Source organism: Rhodoferax sp. ZS1R25, assembly GCF_056521335.1.
The window spans coordinates 145,362-165,228 of sequence record NZ_JBWMAZ010000001.1 but is presented as its reverse complement, the minus strand read 5'-3'; the positions used below and the strand labels follow the sequence as shown (position 1 = coordinate 165,228).

Here is a 19,867-nt window from a genome sequence, read left to right as displayed (position 1 = left end):
CTCAGCCGCGGACTACCGTGGTCAAGTCCAGCGGCCGGTGCGGCCCGGGGCCGACCGATGCGCGCCACACCACGTGGGCCGCAAAGTCGCGCTCCACCGGCAAGTTCAGCGCGTAGCACATGTTCAGCAAAAAGCGGCAGGCATTGGTGGTGACCTTGTCCATCGGAATGCGCACCGTGGTTAGCGTCGGCGCGGTGTAGGCCGCAATGTCGGTGTCGTCGTAACCGACCACGGACACATCATGCGGCACCTTGCGACCCGCCTGCAGAAAGCGCGAAATTGCGGCCATGGCCATCACATCGTTGGCGCAGAACACGGCGGTGTAACTTTGGTCGTGCTGCGACAGCAACTGCTCTGCACCCGCGTAGCCAGACACAAAGCTGAAGGTGCCGTCCACCAGATGCTGGGGCCTGACCTGTACGCCATGCCGTGCCAGTTCTGCATGGAAACCGCGCATGCGGTCGTGGTTGTCGGGGGCATCGCGGTGGCCCTGAATGACGGCAATCTCGCGGTGCCCATGGGACAGCAGGGCCATGGCGGCCAGGCGCCCCGCATGTTCGTGGTCGGCGCTGAAGGCGTGCGCGCCCAGCGTTGGGCTGTTGCGGTTGAGCAAGACCAGGCGCGGATGGCGCCGGTACAGGTCGGCCAGATCGCTCTCCAGCAAGTCGTTGCTGAGAATGAACACGCCATCGCACTGGCGCTGCATCAGGAAGTCCACGCCTTGCAGCGCCTTCTGCCGCTCGTCACCCTGGCCGCAGGCGTTGGCGGCCACCATGTGCCGGTCTACCGCACGCAGTTCGCGGTCAATCGCCTGCAGGATGGGAGAGTAGAACGAGCCTTCAAACAAGGGCACATACACGCCCAGCATGCCCAGACTTTTGAGCGACAGCGCGCGCGCCACATTGGACGGGCGAAAGCCCAGTTGCTGGATGGCCTTTTGCACCCGGCCCAAGGCGTCAGGGGACACGCCACCGCGGCCAGAAATGGCGCGGGACGCGGTACCTACGCCAACCTGAGCCAGTTTGGCGACGTCTTTGATGGTTGCCATCGCGTGTGCGGTGGATGTCCCTTACTGCCCTTACAGGCGGCTCTCTCCGTCACCCTGGAAGATGGACGCACGGGCGCAGTCCACAGACAGGTTCAGGGCGCCGCCGACCTGGTACTGCGTGGAACTTTCGGTATGGATGCTGAGCGTCTGGCCATGGCAATCCACCCACAGGATCTGGTGGGCACCCATGGGCTCGACCAGTTTGACCTTGCCGGTGACTGCACCCGCAGTGCCGTCAGACACGAGCTGGATGTGCTCGGGGCGGATACCCAAGATGACGTCCTGACCATGCTGCGAGGCGGCCTTGAAAGGGTAGGCTGACACGTCCAAGGCAAAGTCGCCGGCGCGCACGGTGGTGCGGCCACCTGCGACATCCAGGCTGCCCTTGATGAAGTTCATGCTGGGGGAGCCCAAGAAGCCCGCCACAAACACGTTGGTAGGCTGGCCATAGACCATGGCAGGCGTGTCGATCTGTTGGATCTTGCCAAAGCGCATCACCGCGATGCGGTCGGCCAGGGTCATGGCCTCGACCTGGTCGTGGGTCACGTAAATCATCGTGGCGCTCAGGTTCTGGTGCAGTTCCTTGAGTTCACGGCGCAGTTCGGCGCGCAGCTTGGCGTCCAGGTTCGACAGGGGCTCGTCAAACAAAAACACCTTGGCGTCGCGCACCAAGGCTCGGCCAATCGCCACGCGCTGACGCTGACCCCCGGAGAGCTGCGAGGGGCGGCGCTTGAGCAGGTCTTTGAGCTGCAGCATCTCGGCAGCGCGGTTCACGCGTTTTTCAATTTCTGCCTTGTCCACACGTGCCACGCGCAGCCCGAAGGACATATTGCGTTCCACGTTCATGGTGGGGTAGAGCGCGTAAGACTGAAACACCATGCCGATGTCGCGGTCCTTGGGATCGGCCCAGGTGACGTCTTTGTCGCCAATGATGATCTGGCCATCGTTGACGTCGTAAAAGCCGGCAACCGAGTGCAGCAGGGTGGACTTGCCACAGCCCGAGGGGCCAAGCAGTACGAGGAATTCGCCTTCCTTGACTTCCAGGTTCATGGATTTGAGGATGCTGTTGCCCCCCAAGACGATATCGAGATCTTTGATATGGACGCTGGCCATGATGAGTTCTTTATTTTGGTGGAATGGAAGAGAAGGTCAGCCCTTGACGGCGCCGGCGGCAATGCCACGGACGAACCAGCGGCCAGAGAAGAAGTAGATGGCCAGGGGTACCAGCGACGTCAGGATGGTGGCCGCCATATCGATGTGGTAGCGGCGCTCGCCAAACGTGGTGTTCACCAGGTTGTTGAGTTGCACCGTCATCGGGTAGTTGTCCTTGCCCGCGAAGATCAGGCCGAACAGGTAGTCGTTCCAGATGCCGGTCACTTGCAGGATGGTTGCCACGATCAACATGGGTGTGGCCATGGGCAACATCAGCTGCAAAAAGATGCGCCAGAAACCGCCGCCATCAATGCGCGCTGCCTTGAACAACTCTTGCGGAACCGAGACGTAGTAGTTGCGAAACAGCAAGGTCAGCACAGGCATGCCGAAGATGCAGTGCACCAGCAAAATGGCCCAGTAGGTGTTGTAGAAGCCCCCCATGCGGAACCAGGACACCAGCGGATAGATCATGACCTGGAAGGGCACGAACGCACCGAGCATCAAGATCGCGAACAGCAGGTCGCCCCACTTGGAGCGCCAGAAGCTGAGGGCGTAGCCGTTGAGGGCCCCCAGAAATACGGACAGGATCGTTGCGGGTACGGCTAGCCGCACCGAGTTCCAAAAGCCGCCCTGGATACCTTCGCAGGCCACAGAGATACAGGCGGTGGACCAGGCTTCCACCCAGTTGCCGAACTGGGGATCACGGGGCCAGGCGAAGAGGAGGGCCTCGCGGACTTCAGGCCCGGTTTTGAGGGACGTGATGACCATCACGTACAGGGGCAGCAGAAAAAAGGCGGATACGCTGATCAGGAAGGCATATACCCCCAGGCGGGCAGGCGTGAAGGCACTGCGGCGGGGACGTGCCGCCTTGGGCGGCAGAGAGACGGTTGAATTCATGGAGAGTGGTCTTTCGTTGGCCGGCGTCAATGGCCTGCGTTCAGGCGGGCCTGGACTTTGGAGCGCCAGTACAGCATCGGTGTCAGCACGGTGAACACCGTGATCAGCATGACCACAGAAGCGGCCGACGCCAAGGCAATGTTGTTGCGTTCAAACAAATGGTCAATGATGAACTTGGCGGGCACCTCGCTGGCGTCACCTGGGCCACCGTGGGTCATGATGGCCACGATGTCGAAGGTCCGAACCAGCGCTACCGCCAGCAGCACAAAGGAGGTGGCAAAGGCAGGGCCAATTTGCGGCAGCACGATGCTGAAGTAATAGCGGGGCTTGGATACGCCTTCGAGCTGGGCGGCTTTCCATTGCTCTTCGTCCACGCCGCGCAGGGCGGCCAGGATGATGGCCATGGTGGTGCCAGAGCCTTGCCAGACCATGGCCACGCCAACCGCGTAGATCACTAGGTCTTGCCGGGTGGTCCAGTCAAAGGTGAAGGATTCCCATCCCAACTCGCGAAAGGCGTGCTGCAAGCCCAGACCGGGGTTGAACAGCCATTGCCAGATCAAGCCGGTGACCACAAAGCTCATGGCGAAGGGGTACAGAAAAATCGTGCGGAACCAGCTTTCGGCCTTGACGCGCTGGTCAATGAAGATGGCCATCAAGGTGCCCAGCACGATGACGCCGCCGATGTAGACCACGGCGAGAATGCCCATGTGCTGCAGGGACACCATCCAGCGGTCGGTATTGAATAAGCGTTCGAATTGCGCGAAGCCGGCCCAGTCGTCCTTGGGCAGCATTCTGGACGTGGAAAACGAAATCCGGATACTCCACAGCACTGAGCCAATGTAGGCCAACAGGGTGGTAATGGCCAGCGGCAACAGGGCGGCATTCAAAGCCAGGTTGATGCGTCGTGGGCGTGAACTTCGTGCCATGGTGTAAATCTCTAGTCAAGCAACAGTTCAGCCAGGCAAACACTGCCCACCCGGCCGAACTTTATCGAAAAAGGAAAAGATCGGGGTCATTGCACGCCAGTGTGCAGCGCCCCGATCACAGGCACCTTACAGCTTCAGAGCCGCTGCAACGGACTTGACGGCGTCTTCAGCGGACTGGTTGGAGTTCCAGAACTTGCTGATGGCGTCTTCAAATGCACCCTTGACGTCAGGCGACAGCAGGTCGTCAATGCCTTCGATCAGACGGTTTTCTTTCACGGCCTTCACACCACCCGCAGCGCAGATGTCCACACCACTCAGGTCAACGTCTGTACGGATGGGGATGGAGCCCTTCTTGTTGTTGAACGCCACTTGAATCGCTGGAGAGATCATCATCTCAGCCAGTTTCTTCTGGGTTTCAGCACTGCCCGCAGCCTTGTTGCGTGGGAACACGAACACGTCGCCACCAATGGAGTAAGGGCTATTGGCGCCACCAGCCATGAAGCAACCGAATTCCTTGCCGGCGGTCTTGTTGGCGTTGATGAACTCGCCCTTGGCCCAGTCACCCATCAGCTGGAAGCCAGCCTTGCCGTCGATCACCATGCCGGTGGCCAAGTTCCAATCGCGGCCAGGAGAACCTGGATCGATGTAGGACTTCAGCTTCTTGAAGTTTTCCACAGCCTTGAGGAAGCCGGGGCCGGACACGTCCTTGTTTTTCAAGGTCTTCAGGTACAGGTCCTTGCCGCCGGTGGCGATCAGGATGGAGCGGAAAGCGATGTTTTCTTGCCAGCCTTGTCCACCCAGTGCCAGTGCGGTCACGCCCGTGGCCTTGACCTTGTCCATGGCAGCAAAGATTTCATCCAGGTTTGCTGGGTCTTTGGTCACGCCGGCTTTGGCCAACACGGCCTTGTTGTACCAGATCCAGTTTTCGTTGTGCAAGTTCACGGGCACAGCGTAGTAGTGGCCGTTCACCTTCACCTGGCTCTTGATCTTCTCGGGCAGGATCTTGTCCCAGTTGCCCTTGGCAGCCACGTCATCGAGGTTGTTCAGCAGACCTTCCTTGATGATTTCTTCGTATTGCTTGCCGTAGTTGAACTGGGCAGTCATCGGGGGATCGCCACCGATGGTGCGGTTAATGATCACGGTACGGGCTGCTGCGCCGCCGCCGCCAGCAATGGGGGTGTCCACCCAAGTGCCGCCAGCCTTGGTGTAGGCCGCTGCGAATTCCTTGATAGCGGCAGCTTCACCACCGGAAGTCCACCAGTGAATCACTTCAGCTTTTTGAGCGTGTGCAACGCCCACCAGACCCATGGTGGCTACGCAAGCTGCCAGGGCATGTTTTTTCCAAATACTCATTCTCGTCTCCTCTGATGTTGGGCAACATGCCCGTTTAAAACTCGGCCAGATGAACGCTATTGATCAGCTGGTCCGGATCAAGACCCCCTACGGAGGGCCAGGAACGCTTTGAAAGCCTGGGCGCTGTGCTTCAGCGTCCGGACTTGGGTTTTGTAATCCACATGCACGATGCCAAATCGGCGCTCATAGCCGAAGGCCCATTCGAAGTTGTCCATCAGGGACCACGCAAAGTAGCCCCGCACGTCCACACCGGCGTCGATCGCGCGGCTCACCGCCGCAAAGTGGGACTTCATGAAGCGCATGCGCTGCTCGTCCACCACTTCACCGTTGATGACTTGGTCATCCGAGGCCATGCCGTTTTCGGTGATGTAGATGGGAGGCAGGCGGTCGTACTGGTCTTTGAAGCGGCACAGCAGCTCTTCCAGGCCCTGGGGGTAGACCTCCCAGCCCATCTGGGTGCGTTCCACGCCTTCGAGTGGAACGTCGACAAAACCGGTTCCACCATCGCTGTGCAAATTGCAGCGGAAGTAGTAGTTGATGCCCAGGAAGTCCAGGGGGCGGCTGATGATCTCCATGTCGCCGTCCAGCACCAGGGGTTCTGTGCCGGGCCAGAGCTTGAACAGCTCTTCGGGGTAGCTGCCCTTGAGCAGCGGCTGCAGGATCCAGTCGTTGTGCTGCACTTCGTAGCGGCGTGCGGCGGTGATGTCGGCTTCTTTGCTGCTGTCGGTGGTGCCGCGGCCCACGTTGGCAACGATGCCGCGTTTGGCAGCGGGGTCGTTGGCTTGCAGGACGGGCAGTGCCAGGCCATGGGCCAGCAGCAGGTGGTGCAAGGCCTGGGTGGCGTAGCGGCCATTGGACAGGCCGGGGGCGTGGTGGCCATTGCCATAGCCCAGGTAGGCGGAGCACCAGGGTTCGTTCAGCGTGGCCCAGCCGGTGACCAGGCCCTTGAATTCACGGCTGACCAGGTCGGCGTATTCGGCAAAACGGTAGGCGGTGTCGCGGTTCAACCAGCCGCCACGGTCTTCCAGGTGCTGGGGCAGGTCCCAGTGGTAGAGGGTGACAAAGCGCTGGATGCCCTTGTCGGCCAGGCGCTGGAGCAGGCGCTTGTAAAAGTCCAGACCCTTGCGGTTGGGCGTGCCGTCGGCATGCATGACGCGGGGCCAGGCGATGGAGAGGCGGTAGGCGTCCACGCCCAGCGACTCGATCAGGTCCACGTCTTCGGCCCAGCGGTGGTAGTGGTCGCAGGCGCCGTCACCGGTGTCGCCGTGCAGAACTTTGCCGGGGGTGGCGGAGAAGGTGTCCCAGATGCTGGGCAGGCGGCCGTCTTCGGCGATGGCGCCTTCGATTTGGTAGGACGCCGTGGCAACCCCCCAGACGAATTCGGGGCGGGACATAAGGGACGCAGAAGGGGGCGCTACTTGCGCGGCCAGCGCGGACGCAGTGGGGGCGGGGCTGGTCTGGATGCTTGACATGGTCGAATGGGCTCCGGTGTTAATGCGCGGAATCGGTGCTGGCCGGGCGTTTTTTCCCTTGGGCAGCAGAATTTGGAACCGGTTCCGCGGTGGAGCTGAATTTGAGCACCTTCCGGTAGGGAAGCTCATCCGAACTAACCCTTAGTAACTCCACGTAACGCAGTTCACATGGCAAAACGCGTTGCAGGGTTTCAGCGGCTTCGCCCTGGATACGGCGCAGCAGGAAGTCGCACAGGGTGCTGGCCACGGTGCGAATGTCCAGGAATAGCGTGGGCAACGGGGGGAACAGGTAGTCGCTGATATAGGCGCCGTCACGGGATACCAGCTCCACATCCTTCCCTGGCGTGCGGCCAGCATCGCGCAGGCCGGCCATCACACCCAGCGTGGCCACCTCATTGGCGCAGACAAACCCCGTGGGGGCGTCCGCCGCACTGGCCAACTGCCGGGCCATGGTGCGCGCCAGGCGGGCGTCTTGCCCGCCTTCGCACAGCAGGGCAGGGTCAGCGGGAAGCCCGGCCTGCTGCAGCGCGGCCCAGTAGCCGCGCCGACGCTGCAACGCGTAGGTGTAGGCCAGCGGCGGGCTGATCAGGGCAATACGCCGGTGGCCGCGCTCAATCAGGTACTGTGTGGCCACAAAGGCGGCTTGCTCGTTGTCGGCGTCCACATAGGGGTGTTCAGACACCAGCTCGGTGCGGCCGAAAGTGACAAACGGGAAGTTGTGCTCCAGCAGGTAGCGCACGCGCGGGTCCTGCGGTTGTGTGGTGTCCAGCACGATGCCATCGGCCAGCCGGCCTTCGACGATACGGCGGATGGCGGGCAACGGGTCCTCGGTGGCCGTGTTCCAGGGAACGATTTGCAACTGGTAGGGCGTGCTTGCGAGGCAGCTGGCAATGGTTTCGATCTGGGCCGCCACGATGGCATCGGGCACATCCTGCATGGGGGCCACGGCCTTTTGGTAGTACAGCAGGAAGGTGCGGCCGGTGCGCAGCTTGACGCCGCGCAGGTCGGGCTCGTACCCCGCGGCCTTGGCAGCCTGACGCACGGTCGCGATGGTCTGGGCGCCGACGTCGGAGGCCCCCTTTAGCGCCTTGGACACGGTGGACACCGACAGGCCCAAGCCCAGCGCAAGGCTTTTGAGGGTGGGGCGGTGTTTGAGCGAAACCATGGTTAAAAAGCAGAAAGGTTTTCCGAAAACGTTATCGTATATGAGAGCTTGTGAGGTAATCGAATGGAATCATTAACGGAATATTAATCGCATATTCCAAGAAATTCCAAGGCATGCCAATGCTGGATTACCCTCGTAACTTGCTTGTTATTGACTACGAAAACGTTTTAGTTTTATAGTCATTCGGACTATCCGACCCCAGAAAAACACACCATGACACGTTCTGACACTCCCCAGGCGGGCTCCCCGCAGCACTGCGCCGTACACACCCTGGACTTGGCAGGCCGCTGGCAACTGCAAGACGCCGCGGGTGGCCACGCCTGTGAGATCACCATTCCCGGCGACGTCCATTCGGCGCTACTCGTCCACGGCGCCATCCCGGACCCCTACTTTGGTGCCAACGAACACGTGGTGCAGTGGGTGGCCCACCGTGACTGGACGTTGCGCCGTACGTTTGAAGTGCCCGCCGACGCAGTGGGCCGCTGGGTGCTGACCCTGGACCAGGTGGACTGCCTGGCCAGCGTCTTTATCAATGGCGAAAAGGTGGCCGCGCTGGAAAACCAGTTCCGCCGCCACCGGCTGGACGTGACAGCCCAGTTACGCAGCGGCGCCAATGAGTTACAGATCGTGCTGCACGATGCCTTTGCCGAGGCGAACAAACGCCACGACGAACACCGCTTCCCCCTGCCCTGGGACTTTCAGGGCGACCGCCACGCACCCATCAACCTGCTGCGCAAAACCCAGTGCGCTGCGGGCTGGGACTGGAACCTGAGCCTCATGCCGCTGGGCCTGTATGGCGAGGTGCAGCTGCAATGCGTGCCCGTGGCGCAGGTGGACCACATTGCCGTGCACCAGACCCATGGTGCCCAGGGCGTGGAAGTGGTGGTGGAGGTCAACGCCCACGTGGTCCAGGCCGGCGTGGCAAATGTGGTCGTGCGCTTCAACGGCGAAGAACGGGTGACCCAAGTCACCCTGGCCGCGGGCCAGACGCAGCACCGCGAGACCTTTGTGGTGAAGGCCCCGCGCCTGTGGTGGCCCGCCGGGCAGGGCGATCAGGCGCTGTACCCGCTGGAGGTGGTGCTGGACGGCGTGGTGCACACGCGCCGCATTGGCCTGCGCACCGTGGAGCTGGTGACCGAGCCCGATGCCGTGGGCACCACCATGAAGCTGCGCGTGAATGGCCGCGACGTGTTTGCCAAGGGCGCGAACTGGATTCCGGCCGACGCGCTGCCGGGCCGCATCACCGAAGCCGCAGTGCGCCCGCTGCTGCAGTCGGCACGCGATGCCCACATGAACATGATTCGCGTCTGGGGCGGTGGCAACTACGAAACCGAGTTCTTCTACGACCTGTGCGACGAGCTGGGCCTCATGGTCTGGCAGGACTTCATGTTCTCCTGCATGCACTACCCGTCCACGCGCGACTTCCTGGCCGAGGTGAAGCAGGAGGCCGCCTACCAGGTACGCCGCCTGCAGCACCGCGCCAGCGTGGCGCTGTGGTGTGGCGACAATGAAATCATTGGCGCCCTGGGCTGGTACGAGGCCGCCAAGGCCAACCGCGACCGCTACCTGGTGAACTACGACCGCCTGAACCGCCTACTGGGCGAGGCCGTGGAAGAGCACGACCCCGCGCGCCGATTCTGGCCCTCATCACCCTCGTTGGGCGAGCTGGACTTTGCGGACGGCTGGCACTGCGACACGCGCGGCGACCTGCACTTCTGGGACGTATGGCACTCTGCCAAGCCCTTCGAGCACTACCGCACCGTCAAGCCACGCTTTGCCAGCGAATTTGGTTTCCAGTCCTTTCCGTCGTCGTACACCGTGGAGAGCTTTACCGAGCCGGCAGACCGCAATGTGTCCTCCCGCGTGATGGAGGTGCACCAGCGCAACAAGGGGGGCAATGCGCGCATTGTGGAAACGCTGACGCGCTACTTCCGCTTCCCGCGCGACTTTGACCAACTCACCTACGTCTCGCAAATTCAGCAGGGGCTGGCCATGCAGACTGCGATCGACTCCTGGCGCTCGCTGAAACCGCGCTGCATGGGCACGCTCTACTGGCAGCTCAACGACACCTGGCCCGTGGCCTCGTGGTCCAGCATCGAGTACGGCGGCCGCTGGAAGGTGCTGCAGTACCTGGCCCGTAACTTCTACGCGCCGGTGAGCGTGGTGGCCGTGCCGCAGGATGGCGAAGGTCGTTTTGCGGTGGTGGCGGTGAGCGACGAGCCTGTGTCCCAAGCCCTGCAGGTGCAAGTGGTGGCAGTCCACGTGCACACGGGCACCGCGCGCACGCTGTGGAGCGGCGCCGTGGCGCTGACGCACGAGGCCGCGCAAACGCTGACCGTGCAGGACGACGCCCAGGTAGGTGCGGACGAGTTTGTGCAGATCCGCTGGACCACCGCGAGCGGCCAGCACACCGGCTGCCGCGACCACCTGGTGCGCCCCTACAAGGACACGCCGATGGACGCCGCCCCGGTAACGGTCACGCTGGTGGACAGCCACACCGTGCGCCTGCAAAGCCCGCAGACCAGCTTTTTTGTCTGGCTGGAGACCCCCGCGGCCGGCCGTTTTGAGGACAATGCCCTCACCCTGCTGCCCGGCCAGGTGCGCGAGTTGCGCTGGCTGGGGGCCGAGGCGCTGGACCTGAACACCCTGCGGGTGCGGCATCTGGCACAAAGTTATTAAGCAAATAGGCCTGTAGCCCCCGAAAACAGGGCGCTGGCCGCTCCTGTTTTTGAAGCGAGCACCCCATGGCCCCTGTGCACAGCACGCTGGAAATTTATGACCTGGCGCAGCGCCAGCGCCGTATCCTTTTGAGCGCACCGCGCCACCTGGAGGCGCCCAACTGGAGCCGCGACGGGCAGTTTCTGGTGGTCAACGGCGATGGCTTGCTGTACCGCGTACCGCTGGACCAGCCTGTGCCAGCGCTCATCGACACCGGCTGGGCGCGGCGCTGTAACAACGACCACGGCATCTCGCCCGACGGGCAGACGCTGGTCATCAGCCACCACGACACCGAGGAGGGGGATTCCATCCTCAGCCTGCTGCCGCTGGCCGGTGGCACGCCCGAGCGGGTGACCGCGCAGGCGCCGTCGTACTGGCATGGCTGGTCGCCCGACGGGCGCATGCTGGCCTTTGTGGCCGGGCGCGCCGCGCATGCCGACTACAAGATCTACCAGCTGGACCTGCAGACCCGAGAAGAGAAGCAGCTGAGCTTTGGCGCCGGGCTGGACGACGGGCCCGACTACTCGCCCTGCGGCCGCTATCTCTACTTCAACGCCTTCCGTGCCGGCAAGATGCAGATCTGGCGCATGGACGCCGATGGTGGCAATCCGCAGCAGCTGGTGCAGTCTAGTGGCTCCGACTGGTTTCCGCATCCTTCGCCCGACGGCCAGCACCTGCTGTTCCTGCGCTACCTGCAGGACCAGGGGGCGGGCCACCCGTTTGGCCAAACCGTGCAGCTGATGCTGCTGGACTTGCACAGCGGCGCACTGGCGGAGCTGACCGAGCCCTTCTACGGCGGACAAGGTACCCTCAACGTACCCTGCTGGGCGCCCGACAGCCGCGCCTTTGCCTTTGTGTCCTACCGCAACCCGGATTCCCAACCATGACCACCCCGTCTGCTCCCATTCCCGGCGCCACCCCTGGTGCTTTGGGCCACCTCAAGGTGCTGGACCTGTCCCGCGTGCTGGCCGGACCCTGGTGCACGCAAATGCTGGCCGACCTGGGGGCCGATGTGGTCAAGGTGGAACGGCCCGAGGTGGGTGATGACACGCGCCACTGGGGGCCTCCGTTTTTGCAAGACGCACGCGGCCACGACACGGCGCACGCCAGCTACTTCACGGCCTGCAACCGCAACAAACGCTCCATCACCATCGACATCGCCAAGCCGCAGGGCCAGGCGCTGATTCGCCAGATGGCGCTGCAGAGCGACATCCTGGTGGAGAACTTCAAGGTGGGCGGCCTGGCGCACTACGGGCTGGACTACGCGAGCCTGAAGGACCTGAACCCACGCCTGATCTACTGCTCGATCACCGGCTTTGGACAGACCGGCCCCTACGCCGAACGCGCGGGCTACGACCTCATGGTGCAGGCCATGAGCGGCATGATGAGCATCACCGGCCGGCCCGATGGCGAGCCCGGGGGCGGCCCGCAGCGCGCGGGGGTGGCGATCACCGATGTGTTCACCGGCATCTACGCCACCAGCGCCATCCTCGCCGCGGTGGAAATGCGCCACCGCACGGGGCAAGGCCAGCACATCGACATGGCGCTCTTGGACGTGGGCATGGCCATTTTGGCCAACCAGGCGGCGGGCTTCTTGAACACCGGCAAGGTGCCGCAGCGCATGGGCAACGCCCACCCCAGCCTGGTGCCCTACCAGGACTTCCCCACGGCGGACGGCGCCATGCTGCTGGCCGTGGGCAACGACGGGCAGTTCGCCCGTTTCAGTGCGGCGGCTGGCCACCCCGAGTGGGCGCAGGACCCGCGCTTTGGCACCAACACCGAACGCGTGGCCCACCGCACCACGCTGATCCCGCTCATGAGCGAGGTCACGCGCACACGCACGACGGCCGAGTGGATTGCCTTGTTGGAGCACCGCGCCGTGCCCTGCGGCCCCATCAACACCATGGACCAGGCCTTTGCCGATGCGCAGGTGCAGGCCCGGGGTTTGGTGCAAAAACAGGCGCTAGCCCCCGTCGCCACTGCGCAAACAGCTATTGAAAGCATAGCAACCGTGGCCAGCCCGCTGCGCCTGGCGGACGCGCCCGTGCAGCTGCGTCATGCGCCACCCGCGCTGGGTGAACACACCGACGAAGTGCTGGCGGGGCTGGGGCTGGACGCCGCGGCCATTGCCGCACTGCGGGCGGCCAAGGTGGTGTAACCGACCCTGGCGCTGAAACAGCTTCAGGCCTTGCCCAGCACTTCCCAACGCTCCAGCGCGTTCATCAGTTCCTCGTCAATCTGCGCATTGCGCTCTGACAGGGCAATGGCACGCGCGTTATCACTGGCGTACAGGCTGCCGTCGGCCAGGGCCTCGGTGATGTCCTTTTGCTCGGCTTCCAGCGCGGCAATCTGCTCGGGCAAGGCATCCAGCTCGCGCTGTTCCTTGAAGCTGAGCTTCTTGGCCTTGGCGGGGGCGGGCGCCACGGGGGCCTGGGCACTGACCTGGGTGCTAGCTTGCTCCTGTTTTTGTAGCTGCTCGCGCTCGTAATTAAAGGGCTTGGCCGTGGTTTTACCTTGCGCCGCGTTAATGGCGTTGGCGCGTTTGGTCTGGATCAGCCAGTCGCTCACACCACCTTCGTATTCGCGCCACTTGGCATCACCCTCGTAGGCAATCGTGCTGGTCACCACGTTGTCAAGGAAGGTCCGGTCATGGCTGACCAGGAACACCGTGCCGTCGTAGTTCTGCAGCAGGTCTTCCAACAATTCCAGTGTGTCGATGTCCAAGTCATTGGTCGGCTCGTCCAGCACCAGCACGTTGGCGGGGCGGGCAAACAGGCGGGCCAGCAACAGGCGGTTGCGCTCGCCACCGCTCAAGCTGCGAACCGGCGACGTGGCACGGGCCGGCGAGAACAGGAAATCGCCCAGGTAGCTCTTGCGGTGTTTCTTCTGGTTGCCAATCTCGATCCACTCGGAGCCAGGGCTGATGAAGTCTTCCAGCGTCGCGTCCAGGTCCAGCGCATTGCGCATCTGGTCGAAGTAGGCCACGGTGATGTTCGCACCCTGGCGCACGGTGCCCCAGGGGCTATGGCCGGGTTCGGGCTTGGGAGAATTGGCAGGTGCCGGGTCAGCCTTGTGATCGCCCAGGATCAATTTCAAGAGCGTGGTCTTGCCGGCACCGTTCGGACCCAGCAGGCCAATTTTGTCGCCGCGCAAAATGGTGGCGGTGAAGTCGTCGACGATCTTGCGGTCGCCAAAGGTCTTGCTGACGTGGGTGAGCTCGGCCACCAGCTTGCCGCTCTTGTCGCCGGTGTTCACATCCATGTTGACGCTGCCGACCACATCGCGGCGGGCTTCGCGTTTGCTGCGCAGCTCGTCCAGGCGCACGATGCGCGCCGTGGCACGCGTGCGGCGGGCTTCCACGCCCTTGCGAATCCACACTTCTTCTTGCGCCAGCAACTTGTCGGCCTTGGCGTTGATCACAGCCTCTTGCGCCAGCTGCTCTTCCTTCTGCAGTAGGTAGGCCGCAAAGTTGCCGGGGTAGCTCATCAGCTTGCCGCGGTCCAGTTCAACGATGCGGGTCGCCACGTTGTCCAGGAACGAACGGTCGTGGGTGATGGTGATGATGGAGCCCTTGAAGTCGACCAGCAGGCCTTCCAGCCATTCGATGGAGTCCAAATCCAGGTGGTTGGTCGGCTCGTCGAGCAGCAGCACGTCGGGCTGGGCAACCAAGGCCTGGGCCAGGGCCACGCGCTTCTTGGTTCCGCCGGACAAGGTGCTCACCACGGCATCGGGGTTCAGGTGCAGGCGCTGCAGGGTTTCGTTGACGCGTTGCTCCCAGTTCCAGCCGTCCAGGGTTTCGATCTCGCTTTGCATCGCGTCCAGGTCGCCGTGGCCCAGGCAATACTCTTCAATCAGGCCAATAACCCGCTCCAGACCTGTGCGAACAGCTATGAAAACCGTAGCATCGCCGTCGAGCTGCGGCTCTTGGGCCACGTAGGAGATACGCGTACCGCCCTGCACCTGCAGCGTGCCGTCATCCGGCCGCTCCATGCCGCCCAAAATCTTGAGCATGGAGGATTTGCCCGCGCCATTGCGGCCAATCAGGCCCACGCGCTCCTGGGTTTCAAGGGAAAAGTCAGCGTGGTCGAGAAGCGGGACGTGCCCAAATGCCAGCTGGGCGTCGAGAAGGGTAATAAGTGCCATAAGGATCCGGTGTAGCCCCCGATTATCCCCCGCCCTGGCTAAACGACTCTGTTCCTGCCCCGTTGCTTGGCCAGGTACAGGGCCTTGTCTGCCTCGGTGTAGAGCGTGTCGAAGTCGCGTTTCTCTTCCACCGTGGTGTTGGCCAGGCCAAAGCTGGCGGTGACCGCGATGGTGGTCTTCTCCCACTGCACGGGCGTGCTTTCCAGCCGGTAGCGCAGCTTTTCGGCCAGCTTGCGCCCAGCCTCGGCCGAGGTGTTGGGCAGCAGCACGATGAATTCCTCGCCCCCCAGGCGGCCCACCAGGTCGGTGCTGCGCACGGTGGTGCTGGCCAGCGTGGCCACATGGCGCAGCACGGCGTCGCCCGCGGGGTGGCCCCAGGTGTCGTTGATGCGTTTGAAGTGGTCCAGGTCCAGCAGCAGGATGGTGGTGGAGCTGCCCTGGCGCTGGGCACGGTCCAGCTCGCGCCGGCTCAGTTCCACAAAGGTGTTGCGGTTGAACAGGCCGGTCAGGCCGTCCTGCCGCGTCAGGCGCTCCAGATCCCGCTGCTTCTGGCTGAGCTCGGCGTTGGCTTTTTCCAGCTGCCGCTGTTGCAGGGTGATGGTGCAGAACTGGCGCCACATGAAGCAGGAGCACAGGCAACCCAGAACGCAGGCCGCAAACCCGTTGATGCGGTTGGACAGCACCAGCTCGGGGTTGAGCTGGGTCCATCCCATCACCTTGAAAAAGACCAGGTAGGACAGGACATACACCGCCCCTGCCACGCGCGGCCGCAGGTAGACTGCACCGCCCGCCACCAGACACGCGAGCAGGTAGGCGGTGATGTTGGGCGTGATGGGCTGGTCCACCGCCACCAGAATGAGGCCGATCAGCATGATGAGCACGGCATTGCCCGTGGCCAGCCCGCTGGCCATGCGTGCGTGGCGGGTTTGCCCGGCCCGGTGCACCAACCAGCCCAGTGCCAGCGCGGCACTGACAATGAATGTGTGGGCCCAGATGAGCCGCAGGTTCCACTCCGCCACGGCCGGTGGGAGCGATGCACCCAGCAGGCGCCACAGGAATCCGATGAGGAACAGCCCGTTGAATACGGCAGCCACGGGCCACAGCATGCGCAGACGGAACAGATTGACACCCGTGGCGTCGTCTGCCACCAAGGCATCTTCGGCACGCCAACGCGCGGTCGTCTTTCGCAGGGAATGTAGGAAGATTTGGTCCATAGCTGAACCAAAGACTGTAGCAGCCACGGTGTGACAAAACCGCGTCCATCCCCCCCCCAGGATTGGTAGGATGCCTGCATCCCACAAACAGCAAGGATGACCATGACGGAACGCATCACCCCCCGCGCCCACGATCTGGGCGGCGGCTTCACCGTGCGGCGCGTGCTGCCCGCCATGCAACGCCAGGCCATTGGCCCCTTTGTGTTCTTTGACCACTTCGGGCCGGTGACCGCACAGCCCACCGACAACCACGATGTGCGCCCACACCCCCATATCGGCTTGGCCACCGTGACTTATTTGTTAGAGGGTGCCATGATGCACCGCGACTCCACAGGCGTGGTGCAGCGCATTGAGCCCGGCGCCATCAACTGGATGACCGCAGGCCGTGGCATCGCGCACTCCGAGCGCACGCCGGATGATTTGCGCAGCGTCACCCGTCGCAGCCATGGCTTTCAGCTCTGGTCGGCATTGCCGGCTGAGCATGAAGACGATGCGCCGTCATTCGCCCACACACCGGGCAGCGCGATCCCCGAAGTGCAACTGCCCGGTGCTACGGTGCGTGTGCTCATCGGTACCGCGTTTGGCACCACCTCGCCGGTGGCGACGCTATCGCCCACGCTGTATTTGGCGCTGGAACTTGAAGCTGGCGCCCTGATCACCATCCCCGATGCGGCGCAGGAACGTGGCATCTACAGTGTGGACGGCCCGCTGGAGGTCGACGGCGAACTGCTGGAGCCCGGTGAGATGCTGGTGTTGCCCGAAGGCAGCACACCCACGCTGTGCGCCCGTGAGACGACCCGGGTGATGGTGTTGGGCGGTGCGCCGCTGGGGCACCGCCACATGGTGTGGAACTTTGTCTCCAGCCGCAAGGAGCGCATCGTGCAGGCACAGGACGACTGGGAGGCCCAGCGCTTCCCCACCGTGCCGGGCGAGACCGAATTTATTCCGTTGCCAGCGCGGCGCCCCTAGCCGCGTCGGCCTGCGCATCCTTGAGTGCCTGGGCCGCAATGTCCAGCGAGCGCAGGCGCAGCGCGGGGTCGTACACATCGCAGACCAGCATCAGTTCGTCCGCCTGCGTGGCCTGCGCCATGGCAACCAGGCCGTCGCGCACCGTGTCGGGCCCACCAATCACGGCTTCGCCCAGAAAGTCGGCAATCGCGGCACGTGCATCGCCCGGGCACTGGGCCAAGAAGTTCGGCACCGGCGCGGGCAAGGCCTTGCGTTGCCCGGTCAGGATGCCCAGTACACGCTGGTAAATGCTGCTGGCCAGTAGCTCGGCCTCGTCGTCTGTAGGCGCGGCCACCAGCGGCACACCCACCATCACATAGGGCTTGGCCAGCGTGGCCGAGGGTTTGAACAGGCTGCGGTACAGGTCCACCGCCTGGTGCAGAAACCGCGGCGCAAAGTGCGAGGCAAAGGCATAGGGCAGGCCCATGTGGGCGGCCAGCTGGGCGGAGTACAAACTGGAGCCGAGCAACCAGATCGGCACGTTGGTGTCCGCACCGGGCATGGCCACCAGCTTTTGCCCCGGCTGCAGGGGCCCCAGCAGGGTTTGCAGCTCGATGACATCGCGCGGAAAGTCTTCCTCGCTCTCCACCTTGCTGCGGCGCAGGGCGCGCATGGTGGCCTGGTCCGTGCCGGGCGCGCGGCCCAGGCCCAGGTCGATGCGGCCGGGGTACAGCTCGGCCAGCGTGCCAAAGGCCTCGGCCACTACCAGCGGCGCATGGTTGGGCAGCATGATGCCGCCAGACCCCACGCGGATGCGCTCGGTGCCACCCGCAATGTGGCCCACCAGCACGGCCGTGGCCGAGCTGGCAATGCCCGGCATATTGTGGTGTTCGGCCAGCCAGTAGCGGCTAAAGCCCAGCTTTTCAGCGTGTTGCGCGGTGCGCAGGGCAATCTGCAGCGCCTCGGCTACCGTGCCGCCCTCGCGCACAGCCACCAGGTCCAGCAGCGACAAACGGGTGTTTTTTTGAGCATTCATGTGCGCAATTGTCATAAGAAGCCAAAAACCTTGCCCCAGTAGTCCCATCGGACTATTGTTGCGCTGCAATAAATTTACGAAACTACTCGGAGTCTACATACGGGAGCAATTTGTGAATCTATCCATTCTGAAAAAGGCCGCCATCGCTGTGACGATTGCCGCCTCCGCTTTTGCCGCACACGCAACTCCCTTTTTGATTGGGTCCCTGACGGATACCTACACCAATACGGTCGATGTGAGCGGGTCGTTTGACGACCTGTACACCTTCACGTTGCCTGCAAACTTTACGGGCGTGAGTGGTTCTTACCTTGGTGTGGACTTTGCCGGTACTGGCCTCATCACCAATTTCAGCATTGGCGTTGGCTCCAATTCTTCCCCCGTTTACTCCTTGCCTCTCAACGGAAGTGTCAATGGGTTTGATGTGGCTAGCTATAGCAGCTCGTTCACCTTAGCACCAGGCCTTAACTACTGGTTCAAATTGAGCGGATCGGGTGATTTCGCCAATTACACCGTCACCTTGGCACCTGTGCCCGAGCCTGAATCCTATGCCCTCCTGTTGGCAGGTTTGGGCCTCATGGGTTTTATCGCTCGCGGTCGCAAAGCCAAGTAAAAAGGGAGCCATCATGAAAAAATACGTTCAAGCACTCGCTACAACTTTGATTTTGGGTGCCGCAGTCAGTGCCCAAGCGGCCAATACGTCTGTGACATTCCATGAGGGCAGCAATGGCTCTTTCACGGAGTCATTTTTTGTGACACCTGATGCAGCCAATACTTTGCTGTTGCGCGTGTCCGGTGCTGCATTTCAGTTTTCCGGGTTGACCTTCTCCTTGTGGGACGGTGCAACTTCCCTGATCAGCGTCAATGGTTCTGTTCTGGGCGGAAATCAGATCGCGATTTTCAGTGACCTGAAAACTACGTCCTTCAATTTGGTGGGCGGCAAGGCTTACACCTTGAAGGTCGCGGGTACCAGCATCGGCGCGCCAAATACCTCTGTGGGTACGGTCTACGCCACCAACGGCTTGGTCAGTGCAGTGCCTGAGCCTGAGTCCTATGCACTGTTGCTGGCCGGCTTGGGGCTGATTGGTACGGTGGCGAAGCGTCGCATTCGCAAGACGGCTGCCTGAGCTTTTCTCGCTCTCTAAAGCAAGGGCTTGCATATGCAAGCCCTTTCTTTGTTCAGAACTGCCCCTCAAAGCGCTGCCTAGTCCATATGAGCTATTGCTGCAATGCAGCACAGGGTTAATACTGGCATTGCGTCTTCAACACAACGGGGGTATTCCATGAAATTCAAGTCCATTCTCGGCACCACAGCAGTGGCTGCAGTGCTTGCTACAGCGTCCATCGGTGCCAACGCGGCAACAGGGACCATTTATGCGCCACCTGCGGGTGCCTCGTTTTCTGATCTCGAGGTCGGAAGCATCTACATTGCCAGCCTGTCTGATCTGGTGGGCAACTTCTTTGGTGCAAGCTCTGTCGCCTACGGTCCCATCACCCTGACACTGGGCTCGGTGACCTTTACAAGCGGAAGCGTGGGTGCTTTGGCGGGCGATTTGGATCCCACCGCAGCAGGCTTCTCCTTCAAGAATGTTGCTATTGGCAACTACATTGTGAAAGCCTCCGGCTACGTGACAGGCGGACAGCTGCCTGGTGTTTCGCTGGTAGCTGCCAACTACACCATTACGCCCGTTCCGGAACCCGAGTCCTACGCCATGCTGCTGGCTGGCTTGGGGCTGGTGGGCACCATTGCACGCCGCCGTATGAAGAAAGTGTCCGAAGTCGCCTGAGTTTCTTCGGT

16 protein-coding genes and 1 pseudogene are annotated in these 19,867 nt (G+C 62.6%); 7 read left to right on the top strand and 10 right to left on the bottom strand.

The window, feature by feature from the left end:
• Window position 1 precedes the first annotated feature (1 nt).
• From AC097R_RS00720 to AC097R_RS00690, 7 genes are all read right to left on the bottom strand, one after another.
• On the bottom strand, window positions 2–1,048 hold the full coding sequence (locus AC097R_RS00720) for a LacI family DNA-binding transcriptional regulator (protein WP_479595659.1): 1,047 nt from the start codon (window positions 1,046–1,048) through the stop codon (window positions 2–4).
• A 30-nt stretch (window positions 1,049–1,078) separates the two neighbouring features.
• Window positions 1,079–2,161, bottom strand: a complete 1,083-nt coding sequence (locus AC097R_RS00715) for an ABC transporter ATP-binding protein (protein WP_479595657.1) — start codon at window positions 2,159–2,161, stop codon at window positions 1,079–1,081.
• Window positions 2,162–2,197: 36 nt separating this feature from the next.
• Window positions 2,198–3,097, bottom strand: a complete 900-nt coding sequence (locus AC097R_RS00710) for a carbohydrate ABC transporter permease (RefSeq protein WP_479595656.1) — start codon at window positions 3,095–3,097, stop codon at window positions 2,198–2,200.
• Window positions 3,098–3,123: 26 nt separating this feature from the next.
• Complete coding sequence (locus AC097R_RS00705) at window positions 3,124–4,023, bottom strand: carbohydrate ABC transporter permease (RefSeq protein WP_479595654.1); 900 nt, start codon at window positions 4,021–4,023, stop codon at window positions 3,124–3,126.
• Between the two features lie 126 nt (window positions 4,024–4,149).
• Window positions 4,150–5,376: an ABC transporter substrate-binding protein gene (locus AC097R_RS00700; RefSeq protein ID WP_479595652.1), complete on the bottom strand. Its 1,227-nt coding sequence runs from the start codon at window positions 5,374–5,376 to the stop codon at window positions 4,150–4,152.
• Window positions 5,377–5,453: 77 nt separating this feature from the next.
• On the bottom strand, window positions 5,454–6,848 hold the full coding sequence (locus AC097R_RS00695) for a GH1 family beta-glucosidase (RefSeq protein ID WP_479595649.1): 1,395 nt from the start codon (window positions 6,846–6,848) through the stop codon (window positions 5,454–5,456).
• A gap of 19 nt (window positions 6,849–6,867) precedes the next feature.
• Window positions 6,868–8,013, bottom strand: coding sequence for a LacI family DNA-binding transcriptional regulator (locus tag AC097R_RS00690; RefSeq protein ID WP_479595646.1), 1,146 nt, complete (start codon window positions 8,011–8,013; stop codon window positions 6,868–6,870).
• Between the two features lie 213 nt (window positions 8,014–8,226).
• On the opposite strand from AC097R_RS00690, the gene AC097R_RS00685 reads away from it, so the two are divergent.
• From AC097R_RS00685 to AC097R_RS00675, 3 genes are all read left to right on the top strand, one after another.
• Window positions 8,227–10,692, top strand: a complete 2,466-nt coding sequence (locus tag AC097R_RS00685; RefSeq protein WP_479595643.1) for a beta-mannosidase — start codon at window positions 8,227–8,229, stop codon at window positions 10,690–10,692.
• Between the two features lie 65 nt (window positions 10,693–10,757).
• Complete coding sequence (locus tag AC097R_RS00680) at window positions 10,758–11,618, top strand: TolB family protein (RefSeq protein WP_479595641.1); 861 nt, start codon at window positions 10,758–10,760, stop codon at window positions 11,616–11,618.
• Entirely contained in the window at window positions 11,615–12,889 is a 1,275-nt protein-coding gene (locus AC097R_RS00675) for a CaiB/BaiF CoA transferase family protein (RefSeq protein WP_479595638.1), read from the top strand. Before AC097R_RS00680 ends, AC097R_RS00675 begins: the two co-directional genes overlap by 4 nt.
• 23 nt (window positions 12,890–12,912) lie before the next feature.
• Here the strand turns inward: AC097R_RS00675 and AC097R_RS00670 are convergent, their stop codons facing one another.
• Complete coding sequence (locus AC097R_RS00670; protein WP_479595636.1) at window positions 12,913–14,874, bottom strand: ATP-binding cassette domain-containing protein; 1,962 nt, start codon at window positions 14,872–14,874, stop codon at window positions 12,913–12,915.
• A 38-nt stretch (window positions 14,875–14,912) separates the two neighbouring features.
• Complete coding sequence (locus tag AC097R_RS00665) at window positions 14,913–16,088, bottom strand: GGDEF domain-containing protein (RefSeq protein ID WP_479595634.1); 1,176 nt, start codon at window positions 16,086–16,088, stop codon at window positions 14,913–14,915.
• Between the two features lie 96 nt (window positions 16,089–16,184).
• Between AC097R_RS00665 and AC097R_RS00660 the strand changes: the two genes are divergently transcribed.
• Window positions 16,185–17,057, top strand: a complete 873-nt coding sequence (locus AC097R_RS00660) for a pirin family protein (protein ID WP_479595631.1) — start codon at window positions 16,185–16,187, stop codon at window positions 17,055–17,057.
• Here AC097R_RS00660 and AC097R_RS00655 read toward each other — a convergent pair.
• Complete coding sequence (locus tag AC097R_RS00655) at window positions 17,029–18,072, bottom strand: LLM class flavin-dependent oxidoreductase (protein WP_479595629.1); 1,044 nt, start codon at window positions 18,070–18,072, stop codon at window positions 17,029–17,031. The two genes, AC097R_RS00660 and AC097R_RS00655, sit on opposite strands and share 29 nt — an antisense overlap.
• Before the next feature lie 151 nt (window positions 18,073–18,223).
• Between AC097R_RS00655 and AC097R_RS00650 the strand changes: the two are divergent.
• The 3 genes and pseudogenes from AC097R_RS00650 to AC097R_RS00640 form a co-directional block, all read left to right on the top strand.
• Window positions 18,224–18,682 (top strand): annotated as a pseudogene (locus AC097R_RS00650) (FxDxF family PEP-CTERM protein); the annotation flags it as partial.
• A gap of 13 nt (window positions 18,683–18,695) precedes the next feature.
• A complete protein-coding gene (locus AC097R_RS00645) occupies window positions 18,696–19,196 on the top strand; it encodes an FxDxF family PEP-CTERM protein (RefSeq protein ID WP_479595627.1) in 501 nt (166 codons plus the stop codon).
• A gap of 156 nt (window positions 19,197–19,352) precedes the next feature.
• On the top strand, window positions 19,353–19,856 hold the full coding sequence (locus AC097R_RS00640; protein WP_479595625.1) for an FxDxF family PEP-CTERM protein: 504 nt from the start codon (window positions 19,353–19,355) through the stop codon (window positions 19,854–19,856).
• The last annotated feature ends 11 nt before the right edge of the window (window positions 19,857–19,867 follow it).

Bases quoted from the DNA above. Each gene is read 5' to 3' on its own strand.
- AC097R_RS00720 (WP_479595659.1), bottom strand. From the start codon at position 1,048: ATGGCAACCATCAAAGACGTCGCCAAACTGGCTCAGGTTGGCGTAGGT.
- AC097R_RS00715 (WP_479595657.1), bottom strand. From the start codon at position 2,161: ATGGCCAGCGTCCATATCAAAGATCTCGATATCGTCTTGGGGGGCAAC.
- AC097R_RS00710 (WP_479595656.1), bottom strand. From the start codon at position 3,097: ATGAATTCAACCGTCTCTCTGCCGCCCAAGGCGGCACGTCCCCGCCGC.
- AC097R_RS00705 (WP_479595654.1), bottom strand. From the start codon at position 4,023: ATGGCACGAAGTTCACGCCCACGACGCATCAACCTGGCTTTGAATGCC.
- AC097R_RS00700 (WP_479595652.1), bottom strand. From the start codon at position 5,376: ATGAGTATTTGGAAAAAACATGCCCTGGCAGCTTGCGTAGCCACCATG.
- AC097R_RS00695 (WP_479595649.1), bottom strand. From the start codon at position 6,848: ATGTCAAGCATCCAGACCAGCCCCGCCCCCACTGCGTCCGCGCTGGCC.
- AC097R_RS00690 (WP_479595646.1), bottom strand. From the start codon at position 8,013: ATGGTTTCGCTCAAACACCGCCCCACCCTCAAAAGCCTTGCGCTGGGC.
- AC097R_RS00685 (WP_479595643.1), top strand. From the start codon at position 8,227: ATGACACGTTCTGACACTCCCCAGGCGGGCTCCCCGCAGCACTGCGCC.
- AC097R_RS00680 (WP_479595641.1), top strand. From the start codon at position 10,758: ATGGCCCCTGTGCACAGCACGCTGGAAATTTATGACCTGGCGCAGCGC.
- AC097R_RS00675 (WP_479595638.1), top strand. From the start codon at position 11,615: ATGACCACCCCGTCTGCTCCCATTCCCGGCGCCACCCCTGGTGCTTTG.
- AC097R_RS00670 (WP_479595636.1), bottom strand. From the start codon at position 14,874: ATGGCACTTATTACCCTTCTCGACGCCCAGCTGGCATTTGGGCACGTC.
- AC097R_RS00665 (WP_479595634.1), bottom strand. From the start codon at position 16,088: ATGGACCAAATCTTCCTACATTCCCTGCGAAAGACGACCGCGCGTTGG.
- AC097R_RS00660 (WP_479595631.1), top strand. From the start codon at position 16,185: ATGACCATGACGGAACGCATCACCCCCCGCGCCCACGATCTGGGCGGC.
- AC097R_RS00655 (WP_479595629.1), bottom strand. From the start codon at position 18,072: ATGAATGCTCAAAAAAACACCCGTTTGTCGCTGCTGGACCTGGTGGCT.
- AC097R_RS00645 (WP_479595627.1), top strand. From the start codon at position 18,696: ATGAAAAAATACGTTCAAGCACTCGCTACAACTTTGATTTTGGGTGCC.
- AC097R_RS00640 (WP_479595625.1), top strand. From the start codon at position 19,353: ATGAAATTCAAGTCCATTCTCGGCACCACAGCAGTGGCTGCAGTGCTT.